Source organism: Nonomuraea deserti (assembly GCF_004348685.1).
GTDB lineage: Bacteria > Actinomycetota > Actinomycetes > Streptosporangiales > Streptosporangiaceae > Nonomuraea > Nonomuraea deserti.
This window is the reverse complement of sequence record NZ_SMKO01000141.1, coordinates 1-26790: the sequence shown is the minus strand read 5'-3', so window position 1 is coordinate 26790 and position 26790 is coordinate 1. Positions and strand designations below refer to the sequence as shown.

General features: G+C 68.6%; 26 protein-coding genes, 1 tRNA gene and 3 pseudogenes. 21 read left to right on the top strand and 9 right to left on the bottom strand.

The window, feature by feature from the left end; translation table 11 throughout:
- Positions 1-123 precede the first annotated feature (123 nt).
- From E1292_RS55935 to nuoH, 5 genes and pseudogenes are all read left to right on the top strand, one after another.
- Positions 124-222, top strand: a pseudogene (locus E1292_RS55935) (hypothetical protein); the annotation flags it as partial.
- Positions 223-326: 104 nt separating this feature from the next.
- On the top strand, positions 327-509 hold the full coding sequence (locus E1292_RS35710; protein WP_132601642.1) for a hypothetical protein: 183 nt from the start codon (positions 327-329) through the stop codon (positions 507-509).
- 213 nt (positions 510-722) lie between these two features.
- Entirely contained in the window at positions 723-1256 is a 534-nt protein-coding gene (locus E1292_RS35705; RefSeq protein WP_132601639.1) for an NADH-quinone oxidoreductase subunit B, read from the top strand.
- Positions 1253-1795, top strand: coding sequence for an NADH-quinone oxidoreductase subunit C (locus tag E1292_RS35700; RefSeq protein ID WP_132601636.1), 543 nt, complete (start codon positions 1253-1255; stop codon positions 1793-1795). The genes E1292_RS35705 and E1292_RS35700 overlap by 4 nt, the downstream gene beginning before the upstream one ends.
- A complete protein-coding gene (gene nuoH / locus E1292_RS35695) occupies positions 1788-2729 on the top strand; it encodes an NADH-quinone oxidoreductase subunit NuoH (protein ID WP_132601633.1) in 942 nt (313 codons plus the stop codon). Before E1292_RS35700 ends, nuoH begins: the two co-directional genes overlap by 8 nt.
- Positions 2730-2914: 185 nt before the next feature.
- On the opposite strand, the gene E1292_RS35690 is transcribed toward nuoH, so the two are convergent.
- Positions 2915-4099 carry a serine/threonine-protein kinase gene (locus tag E1292_RS35690; RefSeq protein ID WP_165974912.1) on the bottom strand — a complete coding sequence of 395 codons (1185 nt, stop codon included), beginning with the start codon at positions 4097-4099 and terminating at the stop codon, positions 2915-2917.
- Between the two features lie 140 nt (positions 4100-4239).
- Here E1292_RS35690 and E1292_RS55525 point away from each other — a divergent pair, with 140 nt between their 5' ends.
- The 8 genes and pseudogenes from E1292_RS55525 to E1292_RS35645 all read left to right on the top strand — a co-directional run bounded on the left by E1292_RS55525 (position 4240) and on the right by E1292_RS35645 (position 15813).
- Positions 4240-6306, top strand: coding sequence for a NuoI/complex I 23 kDa subunit family protein (locus E1292_RS55525; RefSeq protein ID WP_342775736.1), 2067 nt, complete (start codon positions 4240-4242; stop codon positions 6304-6306).
- Positions 6303-7241: an NADH-quinone oxidoreductase subunit J family protein gene (locus tag E1292_RS54300; protein ID WP_246090558.1), complete on the top strand. Its 939-nt coding sequence runs from the start codon at positions 6303-6305 to the stop codon at positions 7239-7241. The genes E1292_RS55525 and E1292_RS54300 overlap by 4 nt, the downstream gene beginning before the upstream one ends.
- Positions 7241-7522 (top strand): annotated as a pseudogene (gene nuoK, locus E1292_RS35675) (NADH-quinone oxidoreductase subunit NuoK); the annotation flags it as partial. The gene E1292_RS54300 and the pseudogene nuoK, both read left to right, overlap by 1 nt.
- 578 nt (positions 7523-8100) lie before the next feature.
- Entirely contained in the window at positions 8101-10050 is a 1950-nt protein-coding gene (locus E1292_RS35665) for an NADH-quinone oxidoreductase subunit 5 family protein (protein WP_132601627.1), read from the top strand.
- A complete protein-coding gene (locus E1292_RS35660; RefSeq protein WP_132601648.1) occupies positions 10050-11813 on the top strand; it encodes a complex I subunit 4 family protein in 1764 nt (587 codons plus the stop codon). The genes E1292_RS35665 and E1292_RS35660 overlap by 1 nt, the downstream gene beginning before the upstream one ends.
- On the top strand, positions 11810-13351 hold the full coding sequence (locus tag E1292_RS35655; protein WP_132601624.1) for an NADH-quinone oxidoreductase subunit N: 1542 nt from the start codon (positions 11810-11812) through the stop codon (positions 13349-13351). Before E1292_RS35660 ends, E1292_RS35655 begins: the two co-directional genes overlap by 4 nt.
- 117 nt (positions 13352-13468) lie before the next feature.
- On the top strand, positions 13469-14320 hold the full coding sequence (gene htpX / locus E1292_RS35650; protein WP_132601621.1) for a zinc metalloprotease HtpX: 852 nt from the start codon (positions 13469-13471) through the stop codon (positions 14318-14320).
- A 20-nt stretch (positions 14321-14340) separates the two neighbouring features.
- Entirely contained in the window at positions 14341-15813 is a 1473-nt protein-coding gene (locus E1292_RS35645; RefSeq protein ID WP_246090557.1) for a hypothetical protein, read from the top strand.
- On the opposite strand, the gene E1292_RS35640 is transcribed toward E1292_RS35645, so the two are convergent.
- Both E1292_RS35640 and E1292_RS35635 read right to left on the bottom strand, forming a co-directional pair.
- Positions 15788-16261, bottom strand: a complete 474-nt coding sequence (locus E1292_RS35640) for an NUDIX hydrolase (RefSeq protein WP_165974911.1) — start codon at positions 16259-16261, stop codon at positions 15788-15790. The genes E1292_RS35645 and E1292_RS35640 overlap by 26 nt on opposite strands.
- A 137-nt stretch (positions 16262-16398) precedes the next feature.
- On the bottom strand, positions 16399-16899 hold the full coding sequence (locus E1292_RS35635) for a YajQ family cyclic di-GMP-binding protein (protein WP_220447219.1): 501 nt from the start codon (positions 16897-16899) through the stop codon (positions 16399-16401).
- 623 nt (positions 16900-17522) lie between these two features.
- On the opposite strand from E1292_RS35635, the gene E1292_RS35630 reads away from it, so the two are divergent.
- Positions 17523-17604, top strand: a tRNA-Tyr gene (locus tag E1292_RS35630).
- Positions 17605-17865: 261 nt separating this feature from the next.
- Here E1292_RS35630 and E1292_RS35625 read toward each other — a convergent pair.
- The 4 genes and pseudogenes from E1292_RS35625 to E1292_RS35610 form a co-directional block, all read right to left on the bottom strand.
- Positions 17866-18366 (bottom strand): hypothetical protein, encoded by a 501-nt coding sequence (locus tag E1292_RS35625; RefSeq protein ID WP_132601609.1) that lies wholly within the window; start codon positions 18364-18366, stop codon positions 17866-17868.
- Positions 18367-18389: 23 nt separating this feature from the next.
- Positions 18390-18619, bottom strand: a pseudogene (locus tag E1292_RS54295) (tyrosine-type recombinase/integrase); the annotation flags it as partial.
- Positions 18620-18973: 354 nt separating this feature from the next.
- The gene (locus E1292_RS35615) at positions 18974-19396 is read right to left on the bottom strand and encodes a type II toxin-antitoxin system VapC family toxin (RefSeq protein ID WP_132601606.1); all 423 of its coding nucleotides are present in this window, start codon (positions 19394-19396) and stop codon (positions 18974-18976) included.
- Positions 19393-19704 (bottom strand): hypothetical protein, encoded by a 312-nt coding sequence (locus E1292_RS35610; RefSeq protein ID WP_246090556.1) that lies wholly within the window; start codon positions 19702-19704, stop codon positions 19393-19395. Before E1292_RS35610 ends, E1292_RS35615 begins: the two co-directional genes overlap by 4 nt.
- A gap of 712 nt (positions 19705-20416) precedes the next feature.
- Here E1292_RS35610 and E1292_RS35605 point away from each other — a divergent pair.
- From E1292_RS35605 to E1292_RS35600, 3 genes are all read left to right on the top strand, one after another.
- Complete coding sequence (locus tag E1292_RS35605; protein WP_132601600.1) at positions 20417-20980, top strand: dihydrofolate reductase family protein; 564 nt, start codon at positions 20417-20419, stop codon at positions 20978-20980.
- A 147-nt stretch (positions 20981-21127) separates the two neighbouring features.
- Positions 21128-21295, top strand: coding sequence for a hypothetical protein (locus tag E1292_RS51640; protein WP_165974910.1), 168 nt, complete (start codon positions 21128-21130; stop codon positions 21293-21295).
- Between the two features lie 707 nt (positions 21296-22002).
- A complete protein-coding gene (locus E1292_RS35600) occupies positions 22003-22545 on the top strand; it encodes a hypothetical protein (protein WP_165974909.1) in 543 nt (180 codons plus the stop codon).
- A 127-nt stretch (positions 22546-22672) separates the two neighbouring features.
- Here the strand turns inward: E1292_RS35600 and E1292_RS51635 are convergent, their stop codons facing one another.
- On the bottom strand, positions 22673-22825 hold the full coding sequence (locus tag E1292_RS51635; protein WP_165974908.1) for a hypothetical protein: 153 nt from the start codon (positions 22823-22825) through the stop codon (positions 22673-22675).
- A gap of 200 nt (positions 22826-23025) precedes the next feature.
- On the opposite strand from E1292_RS51635, the gene E1292_RS35595 reads away from it, so the two are divergent.
- Entirely contained in the window at positions 23026-23307 is a 282-nt protein-coding gene (locus E1292_RS35595) for a hypothetical protein (RefSeq protein ID WP_220447218.1), read from the top strand.
- A gap of 471 nt (positions 23308-23778) precedes the next feature.
- On the opposite strand, the gene E1292_RS35585 is transcribed toward E1292_RS35595, so the two are convergent.
- A complete protein-coding gene (locus E1292_RS35585) occupies positions 23779-24639 on the bottom strand; it encodes a LysR family transcriptional regulator (protein ID WP_132601594.1) in 861 nt (286 codons plus the stop codon).
- Between the two features lie 77 nt (positions 24640-24716).
- Between E1292_RS35585 and E1292_RS35580 the strand changes: the two genes are divergently transcribed.
- The 3 genes from E1292_RS35580 to E1292_RS35575 all read left to right on the top strand — a co-directional run bounded on the left by E1292_RS35580 (position 24717) and on the right by E1292_RS35575 (position 26445).
- Positions 24717-25259: a cysteine dioxygenase family protein gene (locus E1292_RS35580; RefSeq protein ID WP_246090555.1), complete on the top strand. Its 543-nt coding sequence runs from the start codon at positions 24717-24719 to the stop codon at positions 25257-25259.
- Positions 25260-25346: 87 nt separating this feature from the next.
- Complete coding sequence (locus E1292_RS51630) at positions 25347-25499, top strand: VOC family protein (RefSeq protein ID WP_165974907.1); 153 nt, start codon at positions 25347-25349, stop codon at positions 25497-25499.
- Positions 25500-25881: 382 nt separating this feature from the next.
- A complete protein-coding gene (locus E1292_RS35575; RefSeq protein WP_132601591.1) occupies positions 25882-26445 on the top strand; it encodes a dihydrofolate reductase family protein in 564 nt (187 codons plus the stop codon).
- The last annotated feature ends 345 nt before the right edge of the window (positions 26446-26790 follow it).

Here is a 26790-nt window from a genome sequence, read left to right as displayed (position 1 = left end):
CCCTTCCCCGACGGCGCGCGGCCCCTGACCCGTGAGGACGCGCCTGGCCTGTACGCCCTGCTCGACCGCATAGGCGCCGAGACCGGGGCGCCCCAGGCCGACCTGGTCGCCGTCAGCGGCGAGGTGAACGCGTCCTTCCGCACCTACGGCCGGCGGCGCCGGCGCCTGGTCGAGATCGGCTACCCGCTGTGGGCGGTCCTGACCCCGCGGGAACGCGTCGCGCTCCTCGCCCACGAGATGGCCCATGCGAGCAACGGCGACGACCGGCACGGGCTCGTCGTGGGCAGCGAGCTGCACTCGCTTCCGCCCGCCTGGAGGAGCTGCGGGTGGACAGCACGCACCCGCCGACGTACCTGCGTATGGAGTGGGTCGCGGCGCTGCCGTACGGGGAGGGGCGGATGGCGGCCGGGGAGGCGACGCGCGGGGCGGACGGCGGCGAGCTCGACGCGGCGGCGGGCCGCGTGGCACAGGCCATCAGGGAGAACGCGCAATCAGCCCTCTACCGCTGACCCATCGGGTGGCACTGGTCATCAGCGGGGGCGCTCACCGCGGATCCATCGGGTGGCACTGGTCATCAGCGGGGGCGCTCACCGCGGATCCCATCGGGTGGCACTGGGTTGTCGGCCGATCAGTTTCTGCGCTGACCCCAGCCCGGTCCCAAGTCCTGTCCACCTCAGGGAAGATTCCTTTGCGTTCACCCTGATCCGCGTAAGAATGGCGACATGGCAGCAACGGACCTCCCGATGCCCACAGTGGGGCCGATCTCCAGATTGGCCCCCAAACCCATGCGCTTCGTGCTCAACTGGGGCAGGCGCTATTCGCTGTGGGTGTTCAACTTCGGCCTGGCCTGCTGCGCCATCGAGTTCATCGCGACGTCGGCGAGCCGCCACGACTTCATCCGCTTCGGCGTCATCCCGTTCGCGAACGGCCCCAGGCAGGCCGATCTCATGATCGTCTCCGGCACGGTCACCGACAAGATGGCCCCCGCCGTCAAGCGCCTCTACGAGCAGATGCCCGACCCGAAATACGTGATCTCGTTCGGCGCCTGCTCCAACAGCGGAGGCCCCTACTGGGACTCCTACTGCGTGACCAACGGCGTCGACCAGATCATCCCCGTGGACATCTACGTCCCCGGCTGCCCGCCCAGACCCGAGGCGCTCCTCTACGGCATCACCAAGCTCCAGGAGAAGATCGCCGGGGAGAAGCTCAGCGACCGCTACGTGTCGTCACGCGCCCACTCGCAGGAGAAGGCGTGACCGCCCGCATCGCCGAACGGTTCGGCGAGCGCGCCGAGGTCACCGAGTCGTACGGTGACGTCACCGTCGACGTCGCCCCCGACGACTGGATCGAGCTGCTGACGCTCGTCCGCGACGAACTCGGCCACACCTTCTTCGACTGGCTGACCGGTGTCGACGATCCGCCGGATTCGTTCCAGATCGTGGCCCACGTCTACAACCCGGAAGCCCGCACCCGCCTGCTGCTGCGCACCCGGGTCCCGCGCGCCGACCCCCACCTGCCCAGCGCCGTCGACGTCTACCGGGGCGCCAACTGGCACGAGCGGGAGACGTACGAGATGTTCGGGGTGATCTTCGACGGTCACCCCTATCTGGTGCCGCTGCTGCTGCCCGACGGCTTCGAGGGCCACCCGCTGCGTAAGGACTTCGTCCTGGCCGCCCGCGTGGCCAAGGCGTGGCCAGGCGCCAAGGAACCCGGCGAGTCCGGGCACGGCGCCCCGAGCCGCCGCAAGACGCTTCCGCCAGGAGTTCCAGCCGACTGGGGGCCGCCCGATGCTTGACGTGGTGCTGAGCTTCGCCGCCATCCTCATCGTGTTCCTGGTGCTGCCGCTGATCGTGGGGCAGACCGAGCACAAGGTCATGGCGCACATGCAGTCGCGGCTGGGGCCCATGTACGCGGGCGGCTTCCACGGCTGGGCGCAGCTCATCGCCGACGGGGTGAAGTTCGCACAGAAGGAGGACGTCATCCCGGCCGCGGCCGACCGCCGCATCTTCATGATCGCCCCGGGTGTGGCGCTCGTGCCGTATCTCCTCGTGCTGATCGCCATCCCCCTCGACCGCGGACTCGTGGCCGTCGACCTCGACCTCGGCCTCTTCTTCGTGCTCGCCGTCATGGGCGTGGGCGTGCTGGGCGCGATCATGGCCGGGTGGGCCTCGGCCAACAAGTATTCCGTACTGGGCGGCATGCGCTCGGCGGCCCAGCTCATGGCGTACGAGTTGCCCCTCGTGCTGGCGGCCTCGTCGGTGGCGATGGCCGCGGGCACGCTGTCGATCCCCGGCATCGTCGAGGCGTGGCAGTGGTGGTGGCTGCCGTGGCAGGCCATCGGCGGCGCCGTCTTCTTCGTGGCCGGGCTGGCGGAGCTGCGCCGCCCCCCGTTCGACATGCCGATCGCCGAGTCCGAGATCATCATGGGCCCGATGACGGAGTACACCGGCATGCGCTTCGCGCTGTTCATGCTCGCCGAATACGTCGGGATCGTGGTCCTGTCGTTCCTGACCACCGTCCTGTTCCTGGGCGGCTGGCACGGGCCGTTCCTGCCCGGCTGGTTGTGGACCCTGGTCAAGGTGTTCGCGCTGGCGTTCGTGGTGATCTGGCTGCGGGTGACCTATCCGCGGCTGCGCGAGGACCAGCTGCAGAAGCTCGCCTGGGCCGGGCTGGTCCCGCTGGCGCTCGTCCAGCTGGCGCTCACCGGGGTCGTCAAGGTCCTCCTCTGACGGAACGCCGCCTCTGGCCGGTCGAGACACCCGCCCAACACCCCGACCTCCGGCCGGTCGCGTACCGAGGGGTGTCGAGATACCCGCACCGAGCACCACGGTCGGCAGCCGGCCGTGCGCCGCAAGCCACGCGGATTGCCCTCTTCGAGGAGCGAGGGGGAGCACGAGGGTGGGCGGATCGAGCGTCAGTGAACGATGGCCAGCATCACGTCGGAGGCCGAGGGCCGTTCGTCCGGGCGCTTGTTGAGGCACGCGCCCACGATCCCTCGTATGGCGGGCGGCAGCGGCGACAGATCCGGGTGAATCGTGAGCACCCGGTTGAACACGGCAGGCACCGTGTCCTCTCCGAACGCGGGCCGGCCCGTGGCCGCGAAGATGATCGTCGATGCCCAGCTGAAGACGTCGGAGGCCGGGCCCACGGTCTCACCGGAGAGCTGCTCGGGCGACATGTAGGGCGGCGTGCCGACCATCTTCCCCGTCGTCATGGTCACCTGGTCGAGCGCCTTGGCGATGCCGAAGTCGATCACCCGGGGGCCGTCGTGCCCGATCAGCACGTTGCTCGGCTTGAAGTCGCGATGGACGATGCCCGCCTTGTGGATGGCCGCCAGCGCCCCGGCCGTGGCCAGCGCCAGCCGGGTCAGTCCGTCCTCGTCGCGCGGCCCATGCTTCTTGACCAGCTGCTCTAGCGACGGGCCCTCGACGTATTCGCTGACGATGTAGGGGTGCTGGCCGGAGATGTTCACATCGAGCAGGCGAGCTGTGGAGAACGTCGCCACCCGTCGGGCCGCGTCCACCTCTCGCGCGAACCTCTTCCGCGCCATCTCGTCGACCAGGTCATGCAGCACTTTCACGGCCACCTGTGCCCCGTTGGGCGCCGCCGCCAGGTAGACCGCCCCCTGCCCGCCCCGTCCGAGTTGCCGGAGCACCCGGTAGTGGCCGATCCACTCGGGCTGCCCCGGACGCGGCTGATGCTGGAGGCTGGGGGAGGTGGTGCGCTTGTGCAGATCCATCGGCCGGTGCGGAGGAAGGGACGTCGCTCTGAGGCGGGCGCGCACCATCTGGGGCACGAGAATGCCCGAATGGATGACCCCTCCGCCCCAGCTGAGCAGCAGCCCCAGCGTGACCAGAACGGCCAGGGGCTCCGGGATGTCCTCGAAGTTGGCGTACGCGAGGGCCGAGATCGTGAACGAGCCGATGCCGACGAGGTAGACGCACGCGGCGACGAAGTGCCAGACGTTTCGCAACCAGTAAGCCGCGAACCCGATGCTGAACGGGGTCGCCAGACCGCAGGTGAACAGGGGCAGGCAGGCCCACAAGACGGCGGCCGCCCACCTCCCGCCACTGGGACGGACTGAATGGCTGTGTTGCATGGCGGAGAGACTATCGTTCAGAGACCGGTTCATATCGGGCGAGTGCACAGGTTGTGGATAACCGCCTCTCAGCCTGTGGATAGCTGTGGAAAAACTGGGGACAATGCTCTGGCTCATTCACCTGCGAGGCCAAGTGCGTCATGATGTTGAACATGGGGCGGATACCGGGAGTCGGACTGGCAAAAGGGCTGTCCATCACCCTTCGCCACTTGCTGCGTAAATCGGTCACGCAGCAGTATCCCGAGGTCAAGCCCGCTCTGCCGCCACGGAGCCGGGGCGTTATCGCCCTGGTTGAGGAAAACTGCACCTCCTGCATGCTCTGTGCCCGAGAATGTCCTGATTGGTGCATCTACATCGACTCGCACAAGGAGACGATCCCGGCACCCGAGGGCGGCCGCGCCCGCCAGCGCAACGTCCTCGACCGCTTCGCCATCGACTTCTCCCTGTGCATGTACTGCGGCATCTGCATCGAGGTGTGCCCGTTCGACGCCCTCTTCTGGTCGCCGGAGTTCGAGTACGCCGAGGGCGACATCCGCAACCTCCTCCACGAGAAGGACAAGCTAGCCGCCTGGACCCAGACCGTACCGCCGCCTCCTGCCCACGACCCCGGCGCCGAGCCACCGAAGGAACTCACGGCGGCCCCGCGCCGCCCAGCCGCCGACCGTGCCGCCCGCACCGCGCCCCGCACCAGCCCGTCCGGCAGGCAGTCCACCGCACCCAACCCCGCGTCCGGCCCTTCACCGTCCGGCAGGCAGCCCACCGCACCGAACCCCGCGTCCGGCCCTTCACCGTCCGGCAGGCAGCCCACCGCACCGAACCCCGCGTCCGGCCCCTCGCCGACCGGCGAGCCACCCACCGGGCCGCAGCCCGCCTCCGGCACTACTGCGTCTACCAGACCGGAGCCCGCGTCACGCACAGCGCCTGAGGCCGGTACGCAGGAAACCGCCCGCGGTGGGCGCGCGACCGCTACGCCCGGCTCCAGAGCCGACACCCCGGCGCCAGGAGCGGGCACAACGGATCCTGCGGGCACAACGAGCCCTGCGAGCGCAACGGATTCCGACGGCACAACGGACCCCGCGACCGCCCGACCGAAGCGCGCGGCCGGCGCACGTGAGCCCGGCACCAGCACGCCGCTGAAGCCTGACAACGGAAGACCGCCCGGCACGTCAGAGCCTGAGAAAGGGCGGTCGTCCGGCACGCCGCAGCCTGGGAGCGGGCGGTCGTCCGGCACGTCAGCATCGGTGAGCGGAGCAACGCCCGGCACGACGCAGCCCTCACGCGAGACCACCGAGCCGTCACGCCAAACCACGGAGCCGTCACGCGAGACCACGGAGCCGTCACGCGGAATTACGGAGCCCCCACACGGAACCACGCGGCCCTCAGGCGGCACGTCCGAGCCCTCCGCCGGAGCCACCGAGGAGAGGCCCGCGTCCGGCACACCGGAGTCGGCCGCAGACGCGCCCACGACAGGCCCTGCGACACCATCACGGTCCACAGGCGGTGGTCGCGAGCGTCCACGCCGATCAATGGCCAACGTGCGGGCCATCCGCCCCCCAGGAGCTCTTCCGTCCCGTCCTCAAGGCGACGCCCGAGCCGAAAGCCCTGACCCGACGGACACTCGTACGCCAGGGACCGGCCACGACGCCTCCAAGGACTCCGGCCAACCCACCACCGGCCCCGCCGCCACAGGGGAAGACGCCGGCACCGACACCTCCATCGAGGAAGCGACGCTCACCGACACGTCCTCCAGCGGACCAGCGGCCCCCTCGACCGGCCCCGAGAATTCCGAGCCTGAATCGGCGAAGGACACCGCACACTCCGCAAACCGCTCTGAGGCACCTGCTCACTCCGAGGGACCGGCAGCCCATCCCCAGGCACCTGCTCACTCCGAGGAGCCGGAAGTTCATCCCCAGGGGCCTGCTCACTCCGAAGGGGTGGGACTTCATTCCCAGGGGCCTGCTCACTCCGAGGGACCGGCAACTCACCCCCAAAGATCGGTTTCCCCTCAAGGACCGGCTTCATCCACAGGCCAGCCGTCCCCAGACAACTTGTCCACAGGTTCGAGCCGACCACAACCCGAGCCCGGCTCGCCGGAGCAAACTTCACCCGCGAGCCCCCGCAAGCGCAGGATGGCCGATCCACGGTCCATCCGTCCGCCAGGGCGGCTCGGTCCTGACGACACAGGGGAGTCCGAGGAGGAGTCGTGACCGAGGCGGTGCCCTCCTACCTGTCACCCACCGGGCAAGAGATCGTCTTCTTGCTGCTGGGCGCGGTAGCGGTTGGATCGGCGCTGCTCGTCGTCACGACCAGGCAACTCGTTCACGCCGCCCTCTGGCTGGTGGTCTGCTTCGGGGCGCTGGCGGGCGGCTATCTCGTGCTGACGGCGGAGTTCGTGGCATGGGTGCAGGTCCTGATCTACGTCGGTGCGGTGGTCGTGCTGATGTTGTTCGGCATCATGCTCACCCGCGCTCCCATCGGTCCTTCCGCGGATCTCGACAGCGGCAATCGGGTGGTCGCCGCCGTGGTGGCGGTGGCGACGGCGGCCCTCCTGGTCACCGTGGTGATCGACGGCTTCCGCACCGCCTACGCCCCGCTGCACCCGGGCAAGGGAGCCGCCAAAGAACTGGGCGCCAGCGTGTTCGCCACCTGGGTGCTGCCTTTCGAGGCGCTGTCCGTGCTGCTGCTCGCCGCGCTGATCGGCGCGATCGTTCTGTCCCGTACCGACATCCCCGGCGGCCCACCCGCCGAGCCCGCGAGCGCTCCGCCCTCCGGCCGGCCAGGAAACTCCCCGTCTCCGAGCAGCCCCGAGACCATCCAGCCTGCGGCCCAGCCCAGCAACGTCGAGCCCCCGCCCCAACCCGGAGGCGTGCAGCCCGATCACCGGCCGGGGGACGTGGAGCCCGGGGTCCGGCCGGGAGGCGTGCAGCCGGGGGGCCGACCGGAAGACGCCCATCCTGGGATCCGGCGGAGAGACGTGCAGCCTGATCCCCGGCCGGGAGACGTGCGGTCCGATCCTCGGCCTGGAGACGTACGGTCCGAGGCCCGGCATGGAGACGTCCAGTCTCCGTCCCAGTCCGAGAACACATCGCCGTCCGACAAGACCATGGGCAGCACACCACCCGAGCAGACCGGGGGTCATTAGTGCACATCGTCTACCCGGCGGTCGTCTCCGCGCTCCTGTTCTCCGTGGGCGTCTACGGCGTGCTCGCCCGGCGCAACACGATCCTGGTGCTGATGTCGGTCGAGCTGATGCTCAACGCCGTCAACCTCAACCTGGTCGCGTTCGACGTGTGGCTGGGCGACCGCCTGCACAGCGGTCAGGTGCTCACCCTCTTCGTCATCGTCATCGCAGCCGCGGAGGTGGGCCTGGGCCTGGCCATCATCCTGGCGCTCTACCGCAACCGCCGCACCGTCGACATCGACCACCTCCGCGACCTCGCCGAGCCCACCGACGACCCCCGGGGCCCGCAGACCGTGCCCAGCATCCCCACGGCCGGTCCGCACACCGTGCCAAGCACGCCCACCGACGACGGACCGCGGACTGCGCCACGCATGTCCACCGGCCCGCTCACCACGAACGACCCGCCCGGCCCGTTGACGCCGGCGGAAACGCACGCCGACCACCCCGGCCACGACGTCGGGCCCGGCACAGCACCACCGACCTCAGCCGCCCCCACCGCTTCCAGGGCCGACACGATGGTCGACCCCGACGCAAACCGAGCAGACCAGAACCAGGACCGGAGCAGGGCCCGGAAGCAAGACCAGACCCGCACCCAGGACCAGGACCCGGGCCAGAGCCGCACCCAGGACCAGGATCGGGATCAGGACCGGAGTCAGGACCAGGGCAAGGACCGAAGCCAGGATCACGACCAGGGCAAGGACCGAAGCCAGGATCACGACCAGGGCCGGAGCCAGGACCAGGGCAAGGACCGGAGCCAGGGTCAGGACCAGTCGGCCGGTGGTCGCGGGGGCGAGAAGCCCGTCGATCGAGGTGGCAGGCGATGACGACATTCCCCCTGCTGGCCGTCCTTCTGCCGTTCCTCGCCGCCTTCGCGGGCCTGCTGCTCCCCCGCCTCCCCCACAGACGAGGGAGGGCAGCCGAAGACCTCGCCCCGACACCGGGAGCCGGTACGGCGGCCGGAGCGGCGGGCGAACGGGCGAACACCAGGGCAGCCTGGATCGCCGTCCTGCCCACGGCGGCCTCCGCCGTCCTGGCCGTCTGGCTGGCCTGGGGCCCGGGGTTCGCCTTCCTCGACGGCGAAGGCGCCACCACATCGCCGCCCACCGGCCAGACCTACGGCACGATCGTCACGGGCGGCGTACCGATCTCGCTCACCCTGCAGGCCGACAACCTGTCGGGCATCCTGGGCGTCCTGGTGACCCTCGTCGCCCTGGCCGTACAGATCTACTCGGTCGGCTACCTCAAAGACGACCCGCGCTACCCCTCCTACAGCGCGTTCATCAGCCTGTTCACCAGCGCGATGTTGCTGGTCGTCTACGCGGGCGACCTCCTGGTCCTCTACGTGGGCTGGGAGATCATGGGCCTCTGCTCCTACCTGCTCATCGGCCACTGGTGGGAAGACCGCGGCAATTCGCGCGCGGCGGTCAAGGCGTTCCTCGTCACCCGCCTGGGCGACGTCGGCTTCCTCTTCGGCATTTTCGTGCTGGGCCTGGCCGCGGGCAGCTTCCGCGTCGCCGACGTGCTGGCGAAGGTGCCGGAGATGTCGCCGGCCACCCTGGTGACGGCCACGATGCTGTTGCTGGCCGGGGTGGCGGGCAAGAGCGCCCAGGTGCCGTTGCACACCTGGCTGCCCGACGCGATGGCCGGTCCGACGCCGATCAGCGCCCTCATCCACGCCGCGACCATGGTCGCCGCCGGGATCTTCATCGTGGCCCGGCTCTTCCCCGCGTTCCTGGCCGCCCGGCCCACGCTCGACGTGCTGGCCGTCATCGCCGCGCTGGGCATGCTGGGCGCCGCGCTGGCCGCGCTGGCGCAGGACGACCTGAAACGTGTGCTCGCCTACTCCACGGTCAGCCAACTCGCCTACATGGCCGGCGGGCTCGCCGCGGGCTCCGACACGTCGGCCGTCTTCCACCTGGTGACGCACGGGGCGTTCAAGGCGCTGCTGTTCCTCTCCGCGGGCGTGGTCATCCACCACGTCGGCTCCAACCTGATGTCGCGGATGGGCGGCCTGCGCCGGGAGTTGCCGGTCACGTTCGTGGCGACGACGATCGGGTTCGCCGCGCTGATGGGCCTCCCGCCGGCCAGCGGCTTCTTCAGCAAGGACAGCCTTCTCGTGGCGATGGACGGCGCGCTCACGACCGGGGGCCTCACCGACGCGGCCGCACTGCTCCTGTACGCCTGCGCGCTCGCGACCGTGGCCGTCACCGGCGCGTACGCCACCAGGGCCTGGCTACGTACGTTCTTCGGCGAGGCGACCCCCGCGGCGCTCCCCGAGCCCGAGCCCGGCACCGCCCACGTCGTGGACGGCAGGGAGGCCCCGCGCTCGATGCTCGTGCCCGTCGCCCTGCTCGCCCTTCCCGCCCTGCTGCTGGGCTTCGCCGTCGAGCCGCACCTAGCTCTGGGCGTGGCAGCCACCAGCGTCGTGCTCGCCCTGCTCGGGGCGGGGGTGGTCTACGCGTTCTGGCGCATCGACCCCGGCGCCGATCCGGCCCGCCTGCTGGGGCCGTTCCGGGTGCCGTGCGAGCGGGCGTTCTACGTGGACGGCCTCTACGCCGCGCTCTTCGTACGTCCGGTCATGGCACTGGCCAGGCTCGTGGTCAGCACGGACGACCGGGTCGTGGACGGCGCGGTGCGCGGGTCGGGCAGGTCGGCGCGTGGCCTGTCAGGGGCGCTGAGATTCGCCCAGAACGGCAACGTGCAGCTCTACGTGAGCGGGCTGCTGGCCGGTGTCCTGCTGATCGTGGTCGGGGCGGTGGTGTTCACATGATGGGCTGGCTTCTCGTCGCGCTGCTGGCCGTGCCGCTGCTCGGCGCGCTCCTGCTGCTCCTCGCGCCGCACGCGCTCCGTCCCCATCTGCGCGCGTACGGGCTGGTCCTGTCCGGCGTCACGCTGGCGCTGGCCGTGCTGCTGGTGGCGGCGTTCGACTACGGCCAGGCGGCGCGCCCGCAGTTCGAGATCGACCTGCCGTGGATCGCCGGGCTTGGGCTCCGCTTCCACCTCGGCGTCGACGGGATCTCGCTGCCGCTGGTCGCGCTGACGGCCCTGCTGACGTTCCTGTGCTTCGTCTACCTCTGCTGGGGCCGCGCGCGGGCCGGCGAGCAGCTGATGGGGGCGCGGCCGAGAGCGCTCGTGTTCACGCTGCTCGTGCTCGAAGTCGGCATGATCGGCACGTTCCTCGCCCTCGACCTGCTGCTCTTCTTCGTGTTCTTCGAAGTCGTGCTCATCCCGATGTACTTTTTGATCGGCATCTGGGGCGGCGAGGGGCGCAGGGCGGCGTCGGTCAAGTTCATCCTGTACACCCTGCTCGGCTCGGTCGTGATGCTGCTCGGCCTGCTGCTCGTGTGGGCGCAGACCGGCACGCTCGACATCGAGGCGCTGGCCGCGGCCCACGGCGCCGGCATGGCGAGATCGGTGCAGATCCTGGCGTTCGTGGCGATCGGGGTGGGCCTGGCGGTCAAAACGCCCATGTGGCCGCTGCACACCTGGCTGCCCGACGCCCACACCGAGGCTCCCACCGTGGGCTCCGTACTGCTCGCCGGGGTGCTGCTCAAGATGGGCACGTACGGCTTCGCCAGGATCGCCGTCCCCATCCTCCCCGAGGGGGCCGCGGCCGTGGCGCCGTGGCTCGGCGCGCTCGCCGTCGTCGGCATCGTCTACGGCGCCCTCGCCTGCCTGGCGCAGCGCGACCTCAAGCGCATGATCGCCTACTCCTCTGTCGGCCACATAGGCTTCGTCCTGCTGGGCTTCGCCACGCTGACCCCCGTGGGCATCAACGGCGCCCTCTTCGCCAACGTCGCCCACGGCCTGATCACCGGCCTGCTGTTCTTCCTGGCCGGGGCGGTCAAAGACCGTTACCACACCGCCGACATGCCGTCGCTGGGCGGCGGCATGCTGGCCACTTTGCCGCGGCTGGGTTCGGTGCTCACGTTCGCGTCGATCGCCTCGCTCGGGCTGCCGGGCCTGGCCGGGTTCTGGGGAGAGATGCTGGCGTTGTTCGGCGCCTTCCAGCCGGCGAACGTCCTGCCGCGCCCGCTGTTCCTCACGTACATGGTGATCGGCGGCCTGGGGGCGGTGCTGACGGCGGCGTACTTTCTGGTCATGTTGTCCCGCGTCACCCACGGCCGCCCCCGGCGGCCCGCCCGCCCGGCGGAGCGGGTCCTCCAGGTTGTGGGCGGTCCGTCACCGGGCGGGGGAGCCCTGGATACGCCGGACGCGGGCGTCCCGGATGGCGACGCCCATGACAGCCCCGACGAGCGCCCGGTAGCGCCGCTCGACGCCGGCGACCGGCCGGGCGAGATCGGAGGCCGGCTGGTCGAGGTCGGCGACCGGCCGGGCGAGATCAGAAGACAGCCGGGCCACATCGGCCGCCAGCGGGACGACCTCGGCGATCAACCGGAGGACATCCGCACCCACGAGCTGCTGGCCTGGACGCCGCTCGTGGTGCTGATCCTGCTCTTCGGGCTCTGGCCGGGGCTCCTGCTGTCGCTCACCACTCCGGCCGTGCAGATCCTGCTGGGAGGCGCCTCGTGATCCAGCAGATCGACTATTTCGTCATCGCACCCCCGCTGGTGCTCGCGCTGGCGGCCGGCCTGGTGCTGCTGCTCGACGCGTTCCTCCCGGCCCGCCCGCGCACGAGAGGCGTGCTGGGGCTCGTCACGCTGGCGGGCGTGCTGGTCTCCCTGGGTTTCGTGGTCGCCCAGGCGGCCGGGGGCGGCACGCCGCGGTCGACGTTCTGCGTCCCGCCGAGCCTCGCGGACCCGGCGACGGTGCAGTGCTCCTTCGTGGCCGACCGGTTCACGCTGGTGTTCGCGGGCATGGTGCTGGTGGCGGCCGTGGTCGTCGTGCTGTTGTCGATGGCCGAGCTGGCCGGCGGCGGCATCCCGGTGGGCGAGTGGTATTTCCTGCTCCTGTGCACGTTCGTCGGCGCGGTCACCCTGCCGGCTTCCCGTGATCTGATCATGCTCGTGGTGGCGCTGGAGCTGGTGTCGCTCCCGGTGTTCGCCCTCACCGCGCTCAAACGCTACGACGGCCGCTCCTCCGAGGCCGCGGTGAAGCTGTTCGTCGTGTCGGTGGTGTCGACCGCCGTCATGCTGTTCGGCGTCTCGCTGCTGTACGGCATCGCGGGCACGGTCTTCCTGTCCCGCCTGGGGGCGGTCTTCAGCGGCCAGGTCCAGGCGCCCGGCGTGGCGCTCGTTCAGGGCGAGCTGCCCGCGGTCGGCACGGTCGGGGTCGTGCTCGTCGTGGCGGGATTCGCCTTCAAGATCGCCGCGGTGCCGTTCCACTCCTGGGCGGCGGACGTCTACCAGGGCGCGCCCGTGCCCGTGGCCGCGCTGCTCTCGGTCATCTCCAAGGCGGCCGGGTTCGCGGGGCTGATCCTCGTGCTGGTGGCCGCGCTGTCCGGGCAGGCCGCCACGTGGGTCCCGATCATCGCCGTCCTCGCCGCGCTGACCATGACCGCGGGCAACCTGCTCGCCCTGCGCCAGCGCTCGGCCGTACGCCTGCTGGCCTGGTCGTCGGTGGCGCAGTCCGGCTACATCCTGGCCCCGCTCGCCGTGACGGTCACCGCCGACGGCGCCACCGCGATCGGCGCGTCCATGGCCTACCTCGTGATCTACGCCGCGATGAACCTGGGCGCGTTCGCGGTCGTCATGCTCGTCTCGAAGACCACCACCCGCAACGAGCTCGACGACTACCGCGGCCTGGTGTTCCGCCGTCCCGCCGCCGGGCTCGCGCTGGCGTTCTGCCTGATCTGCCTGGCAGGGCTGCCGCCAGGGCTGGCCGGGCTCTTCGCGAAGGTGTTCGTCTTCCGTGAGCTCGTCGAGGGCGGTTCCGGCTGGCTGGCGCTGGTCATGGCGGTCAACACCGTGATCGGCCTCTACTACTACGCCGTCTGGACGGCGCGCCTGTTCGCCTCCGCCCCGGAGCCGGGGCCCGTGCCGGAGCCCGCGCCGCGGCGCACGTCCCCGGCGACCTTGCCGGCCATCGGGATCGCCGTGGCCGTCGCGGTGCTGTTCTCGGTCGCGCCGCAGCTGGTCCTCGACGTTACGGCTCTGTCCGCGTTCGGTTGACGCGCGATGGCACGCAGGTGAAAGGTCGCGCTCTGCCTTCAGTTGAGCACACCGGGGAACGAAGAACCGGGTCATCATCGTTGGACTGAGGTGAGCCCAGGCACGAAAGGGGGAGCCTTGCACCACAACGGTCTGCGCACCGCCGTTCTGCTCGGCGGATTGTCGGCGTTCATTGTGGCTTCGGGCGCGTGGTTGGGCGGCGGCACCGGTGTGCAGATGGCGCTGGTGCTCGCCCTGGCGACCAACGGCGTCGCCTACTTCTTCTCCGACCGCATCGCCCTGTCTGCCATGCGCGCCCGGCCGGTCGGCGAGGTCGAGCACCCCACGCTCTACCGGATCGTGCGCGAGCTGTCGACACAGGCCAGGCAGCCGATGCCGCGCCTGTACATCTCGCCGACCGTGCAGCCCAACGCGTTCGCGACGGGAAGGAGCCCGCGCAAGGCCGCCGTGTGCGTGACCTACGGGCTGACCCAGCTGCTCGACGAGGCCGAGCTGCGCGGTGTGATCGGGCACGAGCTGTCACACGTGTACAACAGAGACATCCTCGTCTCCTCGGTGGCCGGTGCGCTGGCCACGATGATCACCTGGCTCAGCTATGTGGCCGTGTTCTTCGGCGGGTCAGACGACGACGAGGGGCCGGGTTTCGTCGGCGCGTTGCTGATGATGCTGCTCGGGCCGGTCGCGGCCGGGATGGTGCAGATGGCGATCTCTCGCAGCAGGGAGTTCCAGGCCGACGAGTCGGGCGCGCGGCTCACCGGCGACCCGCTCGCGCTGGCCTCGGCGCTCCGCAAGATCGAGCTCGGCGCCCGCCGCCTCCCACTTCCCGAGAACAGCCGCCTCACCTCGGCCTCCCACATGATGATCGCCAACCCGTTCAGCGGCTCCGGTTTCGGCCGCCTGTTCTCCACCCACCCGCCCACCTCCGAGCGAGTCGCCCGACTTGAGCGCATGGCCGGATATCGTCGTTGACGATGGGCCGATTTCCACGCTTGACCAAGGCAGAGCGCAAGCTCTGGAACGCCTTCCCCACGGGCCGGCTCGTCGAGCTGGGCCCGTTCGAGATACGCGCCGGCCGCCCGGCAGGGGCGAACGCGCCCACCGACGGCCACACCTGGGGCCCGAACCGTACGATCAGGGCCGAGGTGATCACCCAGCTGCTGCTCGGCGCCCGCGACGACGGCGGGGGCGCCGCGCCGGCCCTGCGCCTGCGCGGCGCCAGGATCACCGGCCGGCTGTCGATCGTCGGCGGCACGATCCCGTACGAACTCGTCCTGAGCGGCTGCCACCTCGACGAACCCATCCAGCTCACCGGCTCCGCCACCCGCACCATACGCCTGACCGACTGCCACTTCCCGGGCCTCAGCGGCGGCGGCATGCGGGTCGCAGGCCACCTCAGCCTCTCCGGCTCCCACGTCACCGGCACCGTCCGGGTGAGCCGGGCCCAGTTCGAGAGCGGCCTGTGGCTGGGCGGCACCAAGGTGGTGTCCGACGACGGCGAGTGGGCGCTCTACGCGAACTCCATCGTCGTCGACTCCGGCATGTACATGCGCAACGCCGACCTCACCGGCGGCGTCAGCCTGGTCGGTTCCCGCCTGAACGGGGGGTTCTTCCTCGACGGCGCCACCCTCCGCAATCCCGGCAAGGACGCCCTGACCGCCGACAACATGGTCGTCGAAGACAGCATGCGCTGCACCGGCGGGTTCCAGGCATCCGGCTGCGTACGCTTACGCGGCGCCCGCGTCAACGGCACACTCGCGTTCGGCGGGAGCTTCAGGAGCCCCGACACCCGCTACGCACTCCACGCGAGCCACATGGAGGTTCGCGAGCTGTCACTCACACCGTCGGAGCCCATCGACGGCGTCGTCACCCTCGCCCACACCACGGTCGGCACCCTGCACGACAGCCCCGGCACCTGGCCGGACAAACTCCGCCTCAACGGCCTCACGTACGACCGCCTGCGCGGCTCGGGCGTGGCCCGGCGCATCGAGTGGGTCACGCGCGACCCGGAGGGGTTCCGGCCGCAGCCGTACGAGCAGCTGGCCGCCTGGTACCTCAGCGACGGCAACGACGCGCTCGCCCGCCGCGCCCAGCTGGCCAAGCTGCGAGCCAGGCGGCAGACGCAGGGGCTGGGCGGCCGGATCTGGGGGCGGCTGCTCGACGCCGCCGTCGGGTACGGATACCGGCCGTGGCTGGCCGGCATGTGGTTCGCGCTCCTGCTGGCGGTCGGAACGGTCGTCTTCGCACTCAACCCGCCGAGAGCCCTCAAACCCGCCGAAAGCCCCGATTTCAACTCGTTCGCCTACAGCTTCGACCTGTTACTCCCGATCCCGGCGTTCGGGCAACGGGAGATGTTCGACCCGGCGGGCTGGACGCAGTGGCTCGCGTACGGGCTGATCGTCTGCGGCTGGATCCTGGCGACGGCGCTTATCGCGGGCGCTACGCGAGTCCTCCGTCCGCAGTGATCTTCCGCAGGATCTCCGCGAGATTCTCCGGAAAGAAGACCTCGCGGGTGCTCTCGAGCTCCGCCACGCTCCACCACCGGTAGGCGGTCGTCGTGTCCTTCTCGATCTGCTCCATGTGCTCGAACGACACCGCCGCGTCGGGTCCGACCCTGATCGCGAAGAACGTCTGATCCTGCGTGATGGCGTAGTCGGACCACTCGAACGCGATCACGCTGGATCCGTACGGCCCGGTGAACTCCCTCACGTCCGCCCGGATCCCGACCTCCTCGAACAACTCGCGCGCCGCCGCCTCCTGCAACGTCTCACCGCCCTCGGCGGCCCCGCCGATCGTGAACCAGAACGGCTGATCCGGGCGAGCAGGATCGAAACCGTGCAGCAACAGAACCCGGTCCTGATCATCAATGGGCAGGGCACGTGCCGTGAAGCGGCGCAGGGGGATCTTCGTCACGACAACTGAGCATATGCGGGCCGGACCCGAGGCACAGGAGGGGCCACGCCGCCCTCGTACGAGAACGCCGCGCCCGGCCGTGTGCCCCGGATACCCCTCAGCCACCTCCGCAGCCGTCGCGGTCCCACGCCCGCGAACTAGCGGTAGTTCACGAACTGCAGGGCGATGTCCAGGTCCTTACCCTTGAGCAGCGCGATGACGTCCTGGAGATCATCCTTCTTCTTCGAACTGACCCGAAGCTCCTCGCCCTGAATCTGGGCCTTGACCCCCTTAGGCCCCTCGTCACGGATCATCTTCGAGATCTTCTTAGCGTTCTCCTGGTCGATGCCCTCCTTCAGGCTGACCAGCAGGCGGTATTCCTTGCCCGACAGCTTGGGCTCGCCCGCATCGAGAATCTTCAGCGACAGGCCCCGCTTGACCACCTTCTCCTTGAACACGTCGAGCGCGGCGTTGGCCCGCTCCTCGCTGTTCGCCTTGACCTCGATGTTCTCCTGCCCGGACCAGCTGATGGCCGCCCCGGTGCCCTTGAAGTCGAAGCGGTGCCCGAGCTCCTTGACCGTCTGGTTCAGAGCGTTGTCGACCTCCTGCCGGTCGATCTTGCTGACGATGTCGAACGACGAATCAGCCAAAACACCCATCCTCTCAACTGCGAAAGCACTCTCCGGATCCCGCCGGCACGGCGTACGCCAAGGCGCGGACCCAGCGCACGAGCCTAGCCAGCATCGGCCCGCCGTGCAGGCCCCCAACCTGTTGCTCCCCCACCACACGATTCACACCATTCCCGCGAAAGCCCCACACGGCCCCATTCCGGGGAGGTCCACGCGGCGTTTCGGGGAGGTCCATGCGGCGTTTCCAGGGAGGTCCATGCGGCGTTCCCATGAAGATCCACGCGGCGTTACCACGGACATCCACGCGCCCTCGTGGAGGCGGAGGTGTATGCGGCCCCGTTCCCAGCAAGGTTCATGCGGTCGCCACCACGGAGGTTCATGCGACCCGCGTCCGTGACGCTTGCCCGGCCCTCCCGGGTGCGTCCCCACGGCCCTGTCGAAGAGCGTCCCGAGGCCCTTCGCGAAGCGTCGCCACGGCCCTCCCGGAGGCGTCCCGACACGACACGACCGCAGACGGAGGATGTTGCACGCGCCGAAGGACCGGCCAGCGCCTGCGTGGCACGCCACAGGGATCCGGCCCGGGACAAACCGGTGTCACGTACACCTCGGAAGTCCGCTATCCTTCTGTCTGTCGCCGCGAAAGCGGAAGACACGGCAGGTTGCCCGAGTGGCCAAAGGGAGCGGTCTGTAAAACCGTCGGCTCAGCCTACGCAAGTTCGAACCTTGCACCTGCCACACACAGTTAGAGCAGCTCAGAGGCCCTACGGGGCCTCTTCTGCGTTTCAGGGGTATGCAGCCATGGGCAGCGCTGAGCGGCTGTTTGTCGCTGGTCACGGGATATACGCGGGATGGATCTTGAGGCGTTGTCCGAGGTCAGACCCCGTGTGCGGGATGGCTGCGGGATAAACCCGCAGTTCCGCCATCGTAGGTTGGGAATGTGAGAGGGCCCCGGATGGCTTCCGGGACCCTGTTGACTACGAATCGACGCCGCCCTCGTCATTGATTTCGCCCGAGGCGCCTCCGTGCTGCAGTTGTAATCTTTTCGGCCTGGTGTCGGATCTCGTCGTCGGTCGGAGGCGTGGCTCGTACGGTCTCCCAATCGTCGATCAAGACCATGAACTCTGTGATTACGGGCGGATAGTCGCACTTCGACATGAGCTCTGTGATCAAGAGGTCCGCCCCAGCCGAGATGGGCAGTGTGCCTTCTTGGATGGCCTGCGCGACGTCGAGCGCAACAGCCCACGGCTCCTGATGCGTGTTGATCGGAGGCATCCCGCATTCGGACAGCATCTGACGTACCAGAGGCTCGATCTCCGACAGAGGGCCTACTGAGAGGGTGTATCCGGCCAGATTAAGTGTGGTGGGTGTGTCGACTCCGGCTCCGATCAACTCGCAAGCCAGCCACCCTGCTTCGGTGACGGAGCCGACGAGCCGTCCACGAAGGAGGTCCCCGCGGATCTCGGTGAGACGTTCGCGCGTCTCTGCAGGCAATGCCACGCGGTCAGTATGTCCGCGACCGCTCATGCCACCAACGCGTTTTCTATCCGCCGGTTCGCGATCTCCTGCTGTCCGTCGATGCACTTGGCGTAGACGCGTAGGAGGACATCCACGCCGTGTCCCGCCCGTTCGGCCACGTCGGGAGCCGGGACGCCTGCGTTGAGCCAGAGGGAGACCGCCCATGCCGTAGATCGTACGGACGTCGGGCGAGGGGAGAGGCGACCTGGGCGGGTGTGAGGGCCAGTTTTAGAGCTCTCATAGCAATCAAGCGGCGGCGCGGCGCGCCGCCGTACCCCGGCCCTCCGCCCGCCCGCCGTCCGGGCGTGCGGCCTGGGGGCCGGTCCCGGACGGCGGCGGGACACCGGGCCGGGCACCGCACGCCGCCCCCGCCGTAGTTGCCGAACGCGCCGACCGGGGTTGCCACGCCGCCGCACAGATGCAGCCCTACGATCGCCACTGCATGGTGGGCAGCCGTAAGTTGCGCGGGGCGATCGACGATCCGTGCTTCGTTCCTCAGCCCGGCTCATCGGGCAAGGTGATTGAGGTCCGATTCCGAGATGAGACGCACGAACTGAAGACTCACTCGTAGCACCGCACCGTGAATGGGCTATCTGGGGAACAGATTCAGCGCGGGAGCGTGAGCCGGGCGGACCACGGAAAAATCGCGAACGTCGATCGTCATCACGTCGGTGACGCGCATCCGTTCCGCCACGGCCACCACTGAGGCATCGGCGGCGCCCAAAGGTAGGTCGTGGTACCGCTCAACGAGAACCGCGATCCTCGCGAGATCCGCGTCTGTGAGATCGACGAGCCGGAACCAGCCGGACTCGAGTAGCCGGAGAAACGCCGCTTCCGCTTTGGCCCCACCAAGCTTGCCGATCATATAGCTGGTCTCGCCGGCCACGAAGCTTGGAACGAGGAGTGGCCGGGCGGCGTTGCGGAACCGCGTGAGCTCCTGTACACAGCGCTCGTGGTGCTTGTCATCCCGGAAGGTAGCGGCCACGATCGGGCCGGTGTCGACTACGATCACGCTTCGTGACCGTAGCCCTCCCTGAGGATTTCTTCCACCTGTTCCGAAGCGTCGCTCCGTCCCGCTTCGAAAGCGCCGAAGAGGGTCGGCACGCCGCTGGGGCCGAGCTCCGGTTCGCCAGGCTGCGAGTGGACTAGCCGGAGGAGCCGCGCACGCTCTTCATGCACCTGATCTGGCCGGAGCTGGTCGACCAGCCGGTGAAGATCGTCGTACTCTTCCTGTGGTGCCGTCATACTGTCGAGTTTACGACGCGACCGGCGCAGGAGTCGCGCGCCGATCGTGTCGCGTGGCGAGATGAGTACGTGCAAGATCCGGAATATGCACGGAATGATCTTCGCCGGGGATCAGCGGCACCGGGCGAACGTCAAGGTCGGACGGTTGGCCGCGGCGAGAACGTCGATGCCCTGTAAAACCGTCGGCTCAGCCTACGCAAGTTCGAACCTTGCACCTGCCACACCAGCGGGAAGAGGCCCGTCACCAGCGGCAACGCGGTGACGGGCCTCTCGCTTTGTGTCCGGCTGTCTACGGTGATCACCGGCGTCCTACTGCCTCTGACGGCCACTACGCGGCCAAGTTGTTCGGGAGTCGCAAGGGCTCACTCCACGAATTCAAACCGTCCCGACTTCCGTAGTCGGCCGTAGAGTCGCACAGCGGCATCTTCGCTGGTGGTGGCTTTAGCTGGCCGTGGGGGTGGAACGCCACCGCATACACCTCCCCAGTGTGGCCGATGAGGGGGGCTCCGAGGGTTGTCTGGTGGCCGACTCCCACAGCCGCACTGTACGGTCTGCGTTTGTGGTGGGCCAGACGATCGCCGCCACGAGCCCCACGCTGATTACAGCCACCACGATGGAGACAAGCTTCACGCCACCACCATGCTGCAATCGGGGCCGCGTACGCTCTTCCGCGCGCTCTCTCCCACCTGCTCCGGTACTTCGGCATAAATCGGTGTGGCCTGACCGATGATATTTCCGCGCCGTGCTGGTCTGTACGCCGAGTACCGACTCACAGGAGGCTGACGCCATGCGGAAACTGACCTTCGGCATGAACCTGAGCCTGGACGGCTACATCGCCGCGCCCGGCGACGACCTCGGCTGGAGCGTACCGAGCGACGAGCTGTTCCAGTGGTGGTCCGACCGGGTGAGGGCGACCGGCCTGGCGCTGTACGGGCGCAAACTGTGGGAGACGATGAGCTCCCACTGGCCGACCGCCGACCAGCAGCCCGGCGTCACACCGGCGGAGATCGAGTACGCCCGCCGCTGGCGGGACATGCCGAAGGTGGTGTTCTCCTCGACGACCAGCACGGTCGACTGGAACACCCGCCTGGTCACCGGCGACGCGGTCACCGAGATCACCCGGCTCAAGGCCGAGGACGGTGGCCCCATGGACATCGGCGGCGCCACACTTGCCGCAGCGGCCGCACGGGCCGGGCTGATCGACGAGTACGTGCTGGTCACCGCGCCGGTCTTGCTGGGCAGCGGCACGCCGTTCTTTACGGCCCTGGACAACTGGGTGAACCTGACCCTGATGGAGACCCGGACGTTCCCCGACGGCGTACTCCTGACCAGGTACGAGACCAGGCGCTGAGTGCCCAACCTCGGATCGGCCCGTGCTTCGGGCCACAAGGAAGGGGCGCACGGTACAGCCGAGAAGTACAGCAACCGGCGGGATCGTCAGCGAACTCCGGCGAAGCTCCTGCGAGTCGGCGTCGAGTGTCTCGTAAGGATCTTGGAGTTGTCCAAGGTCGAGTACACGAGCCTGCGCACGATAGATCCTGATCTCTTGGCCGTTGTTCAGCGGCTCGATGCCAAGGCCAATGCCTTCAATGTCGCTGACAGGTTGGAAGGTTTCATCCTCACTGACCCACTCCGGCCAATCCTCGGAGAGAATTCAGGACGCTGATGGTGGTAAAGACGCTGGACATCCCCGGGTCGTCCATGTCAGTCCCGAAGAGCCTGGCGTCAACGCGGCTGTTGATTCTGGCATCTGTCAGATCGGCTGGGAGCGCAGGCAGGTCACGCTTCGACTCTGGGGCGGAGGCCGTGCTGCGATGGTACGGAGCAAGTTGCCGCCCCGGGTGGCTCTTCACGGTATGGCCGACGTAGGACGGTCTCACTCGCTGGTGCTGTGGACGGCGACGAGGGTGGCTCTCGAAAAGCACTGAAACCATGATCGTTTCCCCTGCGCGTTCCCGTGAGGTCTGCGTTCTACGAAGAGGCGCAGGTCAAGGGCATGTTGCGGCAGGTCTGTGAAACGTCGGCTCAGCCTACGCAAGTTAGAACCTCGCACCTGCCACCAGAAGTAACAGCAGGTCCGAGGCCCAACGGGGCCACTTCTGCGTTTCAGGGGGCATGCAGCCAGATGTCGCCGTGAGCGGCCCGTTGTCGCAGGTCCCGGAATATGTCCCGAATGGATCTTGGGGCGTTTCCCCTGGTCGAGGGCCTTGATCCGGAACATCTGCGGTACGCGCGCTTGTGGGGGACGCATGGGGAACGGCGAAGGGTCCCGGTGGCGTTCCGGGACCCGGCGGGGTGGGCTAGGTGATCATGTGGCGAGCCTGACGTGCGTGCGAAGGATGATCTAGGCTGGGCGCCCCCATCGACGACCACATGGCGGCGATCTTGCTTCCGTTATCGGCGATTCCCCCGCGCTGGGGAGTGCCCGTGCTGACTTTGGCCGCTCTGACGGCTCCCGCCTTGCGTACCTTCTCGTTGTACTTCCCTGAAGGGCCGACCTACTCAACGCAAGGCTCCTACTGCCCCTTGAGTTCCGAGCCGCTTGTCCTTACGGATATCGGCTGGCTGGTAGAGATCAACTGGCAGACCGTCTCTGCGGAGTTGAACGGCTGGCCCACTGCGGTGATGGCGCTCGGTTTGTCTGCGACTCTCGCTCTTCGGGACAGGTGGGGCATAGTCGCCGCGTGGCTGACGGTGGCGCTGTTCGTGGTCAACGCCGGGGTGTTCACCATCCCCTACGCCGTTCAGATCATCTCGGACGGTTGCACGGACACGATTCAATTCGGTGGTTGGGACATCGTCATGTATGGCCCGGTCCTGCACTATGTGGCGGGCGCAGTGCTGGTTGCGTTCTTGGCGTTGATTCGGCGCGAAGAGACGGGCTGTAGTCCCGCGCTCAGGGGAACCTTGCCGTAGCCCTTCGTCGTCTATGCATGGCGTGGCAAGCCCGGATGAACTGCGCCGGGATTGATGGAGACTGTGGTGTGCCCTGGGTTCGATTCAACCCAGGGCACACCGGCGACTCCATGAAACCCAGGGCACATCATCGCGTAGCTGGAGTGCTTTCGCCCCATTCCTCCAGCAAGGACGCCAGTTCGAGGACGGGTTCGGCGTCGAGCCCGCCGTCGCGCAATGCCGTGTAGATACGTCCCATCAACGCGTCTTCCACCTGTTTGGCTTGCTCTTCGGAGTGCACGCTGCAATGTTGCCTACTGCATGAACACAGGCAAGCGAGATCTTTCGCGCGGCATCGACGACGCACGACAACCCCCAAGGTGATCGGCTGATCGTCGGGGCCATCAGCGGGCCATCAACCGAGGTCAGGAGCGGTCAACCACGGTCATTCGCGACCTCGCTGGCAACATCTGTGACCGGCAACGCCCTGCTCCGAGGATCGTGATCGATGCAGTTCCCAAGCTGGCCGCCGCCCATGGCGAGTATCCATCACTCCTGATGACACATCTGGCAGGCCGGACGGTTCTCGACGATGAGGGATGGGAAACGCGCGTTCCTCTGCTGGCCCGTCAACTCGTGGCGATCCACGCGGTGCGACCCGCCGAGCGGCCCCGGGAGCATGTGGCGTTGACGACCGCCGACACCGTCGTGACTCCGAAGGGCGCCGACGCGGCGGCATGGGCCGCGGCGATCGACGTGATCCGCAGGCCCGCGCCGCCCTAGAAGGGCGATTCCTGCACCGGGTGTCGGTTTCCGAAGTCGTCCGCACGGATGCGCGAAGTGGCCTGCACGCCCGCAGCGTGCAGGCCATCACCGGAGGATCCGTACCTCCGCACCGGGTAGATCGGACCACCAGCGGTCATAGCGGTAAACCCCCGGCTCGCGGTCGGCCAGGAGCGCCGTGACGATGGCTAAGGTCCTGCTGCTCACCGGCGGCCCGACGTGGAGGCCAAGCGCGGCCGAGTACGCCGCAAGGGTGGCGCCATCGACTGGGTCCTGTGGCAGTCCGGCACCGCCCGGCTGCTCGCCGGCCGCACCCGCGGCCCGGTCTTCCTCACCGACCGGCGGCCCGGCCCGGCCCGGCCCGCACTCGCGCCGCGGTCGACCACTGCCCAACCCCTGGTTGGGCTGGGGCCTTGAGGTAGGCGCGGATCGCGGACCAAGAGTGCGGCCAGGGGAGGTCGTCATCATGCTCTATGTGGTTGTCGTGAGGATCTTGAGCAGGGCGGTGGTCGCGGGCGGGTCCGGCGGCTCGCCGTAGGTGACGGCGAAGATGTGCCGGGTGTTGCCCGGGATCTCGGTGGCGTGGATCCCCGGCGTGCGGTGGGCTTGGAGTGCGAGCCCGGGCAGGGTGGCGACCCCCATGCCGGCCGCCACGAGCGTCTGGACCACGACCATGTCGTCACTGGAGTACGCGATGCGCGGGGTGAAGCCGGCTTGCCGGCAGGCGGTGACCATCGTCGCGCGGCAGCGCTCGCATCCCCCGACCCAGGCGGAGTCGCGGTGGTCCTCCAGGCGCTGGTCTGGCTCTTGGCTGATCAGGTAGAGCGGGTCGTCCAGCAGGTGGGTCAGCCGGAAACCCTCCTCCTCGTCCGGGGTGTCGGCGTTCCGGAAGACCAGGGCGATGTCGACGTGCCCGGCGCGCAGCATCCGCAGCCCTTCGACCGGGTGCACGTCGACCAGGTTCAGCTCGATGCCCGGGTACGACGCCGCCAGCTCGGCCGCCGCCTTGGGGACGATCGTGCTGAGGACCGTCTGGAAACCGGCGACCCGGACCCGCCCGGCCCGGAGCCCGACCTGGGCGGCCATCTCGGCGGAGGCCGCCTCCACCCGCCCGACGATCTCCCCGGCCCGCTGGGCCAGGAGCTCCCCCTCGGGGGTGAGCCGGATACCGCGGCCCACGCGCTGGATGAGCCGGGCCCCGATCGAGGCCTCCAGCCGCCCGAGGTGGTGGCTGATCGAGGGCTGGGAGTAGTGCAGCTCCTTGGCCGCCTCGGTCACCGACCCGTGACGGGCGACGGCCTCCAGAACCCGCAGGTGCGTCAGGTTCATCATGTTATTAAGTTTATCTATGGGACGCGGGAGTCTTTGGCATTAGACGCCATGACCGCTGGCAGGCCAGCATCGTGGTCATGGCCAAGCAGATGACTGCCCCCGTCGACTCGCCGCCCAGGCTCGGCCTGGCCGAACTGGTCGCACACATCCGGTCGCGCGCCCGCCGGCAGGCGGACCCGCGGACCATCGCCGAACAAGTGGCCGACGTCCTGGTGGAGACCAAACCGGACGTGAACCTCCTCACCGTGGCCGAGCGGGCCGGCTCACCCGACGGCTACACCCGGCACACCCTGCACACCGAGACGGCGTTCTCGGTGTCCGCGGTGGTGTGGCGGCCGGGCCAGGTGACGGAGATCCACGACCACCTGGTGTGGTGCTCGTTCATGGTGCTCCAAGGCGCCGAGACCGAGACCCTGTACGACATCGACGGCGACCGCCTGGTCGAGATCGGCGAGCGGCACCGGCCCGCCGGCTCGGTCAGCGGCGTCGCCCCGCCCGACGACATCCACCGGGTCCGCAACACCGGTGACATGGTCGCGATCACGCTGCATGTGTACGGCGCGGACCTCAGCAGCGGCACCAGCGTGCGCCGCACCTACGAACAGCGCCACGATCGCTAGAGAAATTTCGGGACACGAGCCGTCGAGGATGTCGAGAACGCGGTGCCGGCTCCGTCCCAGGGATACCACCAGCCACGAACCGGCCACGTGACGAAGGAGCCCGGCACGACGCTCAAGCAAATGGACAACAAGGGCATCATCGTCGACGACCTCGATGCACTCATCGCGTTCTTCGTGGAACTCGCCATGGAGCCGGAGGGCAAGGCACTGGACGAAGGGCGTTGGCGTCAGTGCGCCTGAGCGCCGCCCGGTCGCCCCGCGTCGGGTAGATCACCCACGCCGTATCTCCACCGCGGTGCGCGGAAATGCCTGCTCCTGCGGCGCTGCGGCGGGGGCCGATCGAGAAGCGGCCATCCGTCGCGGCTGATTGTGGGGCACCGCCATGTCCTTGGCGCGCCTGGGACGCGAAGTGGCTCTCCCTGTGCCCGTTTGTGGCCGCCTCGGGGTGCGCAGATTCGTTGAAGCTCGCCAGAAATGTCGAGGTGGGAGGTCGAGAACCTGCGCGCGGTTTAGCCCTCGAAAAGAAGAATCGCTCTCGTTTCCTCCGGTGTCGGATCCGTCACGAAGGCTTCGTACCGGTGGACCTGCTCAACCGACAGATACGCGAAAGGCACAGTCAGTCATGAGAAAGCTCATAGTCCAGCAGTGGGTCACCGTCGACAATATCGCCGCTGAGGAGGACGGCGGGCTCAGCTTCGTCGCCGCCGAGTCCTTCTCCAGGAGTAACGACATAGCGTTCAAGGAACGCGTGCTGGGGTTCGTCGACGCGGTCGACACGCTGGTTCTCGGCGCGAACACCTACGCCCAGTCCACGGGTTGGGCAACCGCCGAGGACCAGGGCGAATACGGCGAGAAGCTCAACAACCTCACCAAGTTCGTCGCCTCCTCCACACTGGAAAAGGCGCCCTGGGGAGACTATCCCGCCGCGACCGTGACCCGCGACCCGGCCGCCACCGTCCGGGAGCTCAAGCAGCAGAGCGGCAAGGACATCTGGCTGTGGGGCAGCTTGACACTCATGAACTCCCTGCTGGAGGCCGGACTCGTCGACGAGGTCACCCTGCTGGTCTGCCCGGTCTCACGCGGCAAGGGAAGGCGCGTTTTCGAGGATCGGCAGGACCTGAAGCTGATCGAGGCCACCTCGTTCGACAACGGCCTGGCAGTTCTGCGCTACGAGCTCACCAAATAGCCGGAAATGTCTGCAGCCACCTCATCGCTCAACTCGGGCCTGCGTCTGTCGAACGGGACGCCGCCGCCCAGACCACAACCGACCACTGCGCAAGCAGTGGCCGAACGCCCCTGAACCGACGCTGAGAAACAATGAGAGGAATCACCGTGCACTCGAACCGCGTGACCGGAGGAGCCGATGCTCAGATGACAGCAGAGCGATCGATGCCCACCCAGGATGACGTGCTCGGGTACTTCGACACGCTGTCGAACTGGGGACGGTGGGGTGACGACGACGAGCTCGGCACTCTGAACCACATCACCGACGACGTCCGGCTGGCGGCGGCGCGGGCCGTGCGCCACGGCA

What these genes read in the sequence shown, in the direction of transcription:
- E1292_RS35705 (WP_132601639.1), top strand. Translation starts at nt 723, where the DNA reads ATGGCAGCAACGGACCTCCCGATGCCCACAGTGGGGCCGATCTCCAGA.
- nuoH (WP_132601633.1), top strand. Translation starts at nt 1,788, where the DNA reads ATGCTTGACGTGGTGCTGAGCTTCGCCGCCATCCTCATCGTGTTCCTG.
- E1292_RS35690 (WP_165974912.1), bottom strand. Translation starts at nt 4,099, where the DNA reads ATGCAACACAGCCATTCAGTCCGTCCCAGTGGCGGGAGGTGGGCGGCC.
- E1292_RS55525 (WP_342775736.1), top strand. Translation starts at nt 4,240, where the DNA reads ATGATGTTGAACATGGGGCGGATACCGGGAGTCGGACTGGCAAAAGGG.
- E1292_RS35665 (WP_132601627.1), top strand. Translation starts at nt 8,101, where the DNA reads ATGACGACATTCCCCCTGCTGGCCGTCCTTCTGCCGTTCCTCGCCGCC.
- E1292_RS35660 (WP_132601648.1), top strand. Translation starts at nt 10,050, where the DNA reads ATGGGCTGGCTTCTCGTCGCGCTGCTGGCCGTGCCGCTGCTCGGCGCG.
- E1292_RS35635 (WP_220447219.1), bottom strand. Translation starts at nt 16,899, where the DNA reads ATGGGTGTTTTGGCTGATTCGTCGTTCGACATCGTCAGCAAGATCGAC.
- E1292_RS35605 (WP_132601600.1), top strand. Translation starts at nt 20,417, where the DNA reads ATGCGGAAACTGACCTTCGGCATGAACCTGAGCCTGGACGGCTACATC.
- E1292_RS35600 (WP_165974909.1), top strand. Translation starts at nt 22,003, where the DNA reads ATGGCGGCGATCTTGCTTCCGTTATCGGCGATTCCCCCGCGCTGGGGA.
- E1292_RS35585 (WP_132601594.1), bottom strand. Translation starts at nt 24,639, where the DNA reads ATGATGAACCTGACGCACCTGCGGGTTCTGGAGGCCGTCGCCCGTCAC.
- E1292_RS35580 (WP_246090555.1), top strand. Translation starts at nt 24,717, where the DNA reads ATGGCCAAGCAGATGACTGCCCCCGTCGACTCGCCGCCCAGGCTCGGC.
- E1292_RS35575 (WP_132601591.1), top strand. Translation starts at nt 25,882, where the DNA reads ATGAGAAAGCTCATAGTCCAGCAGTGGGTCACCGTCGACAATATCGCC.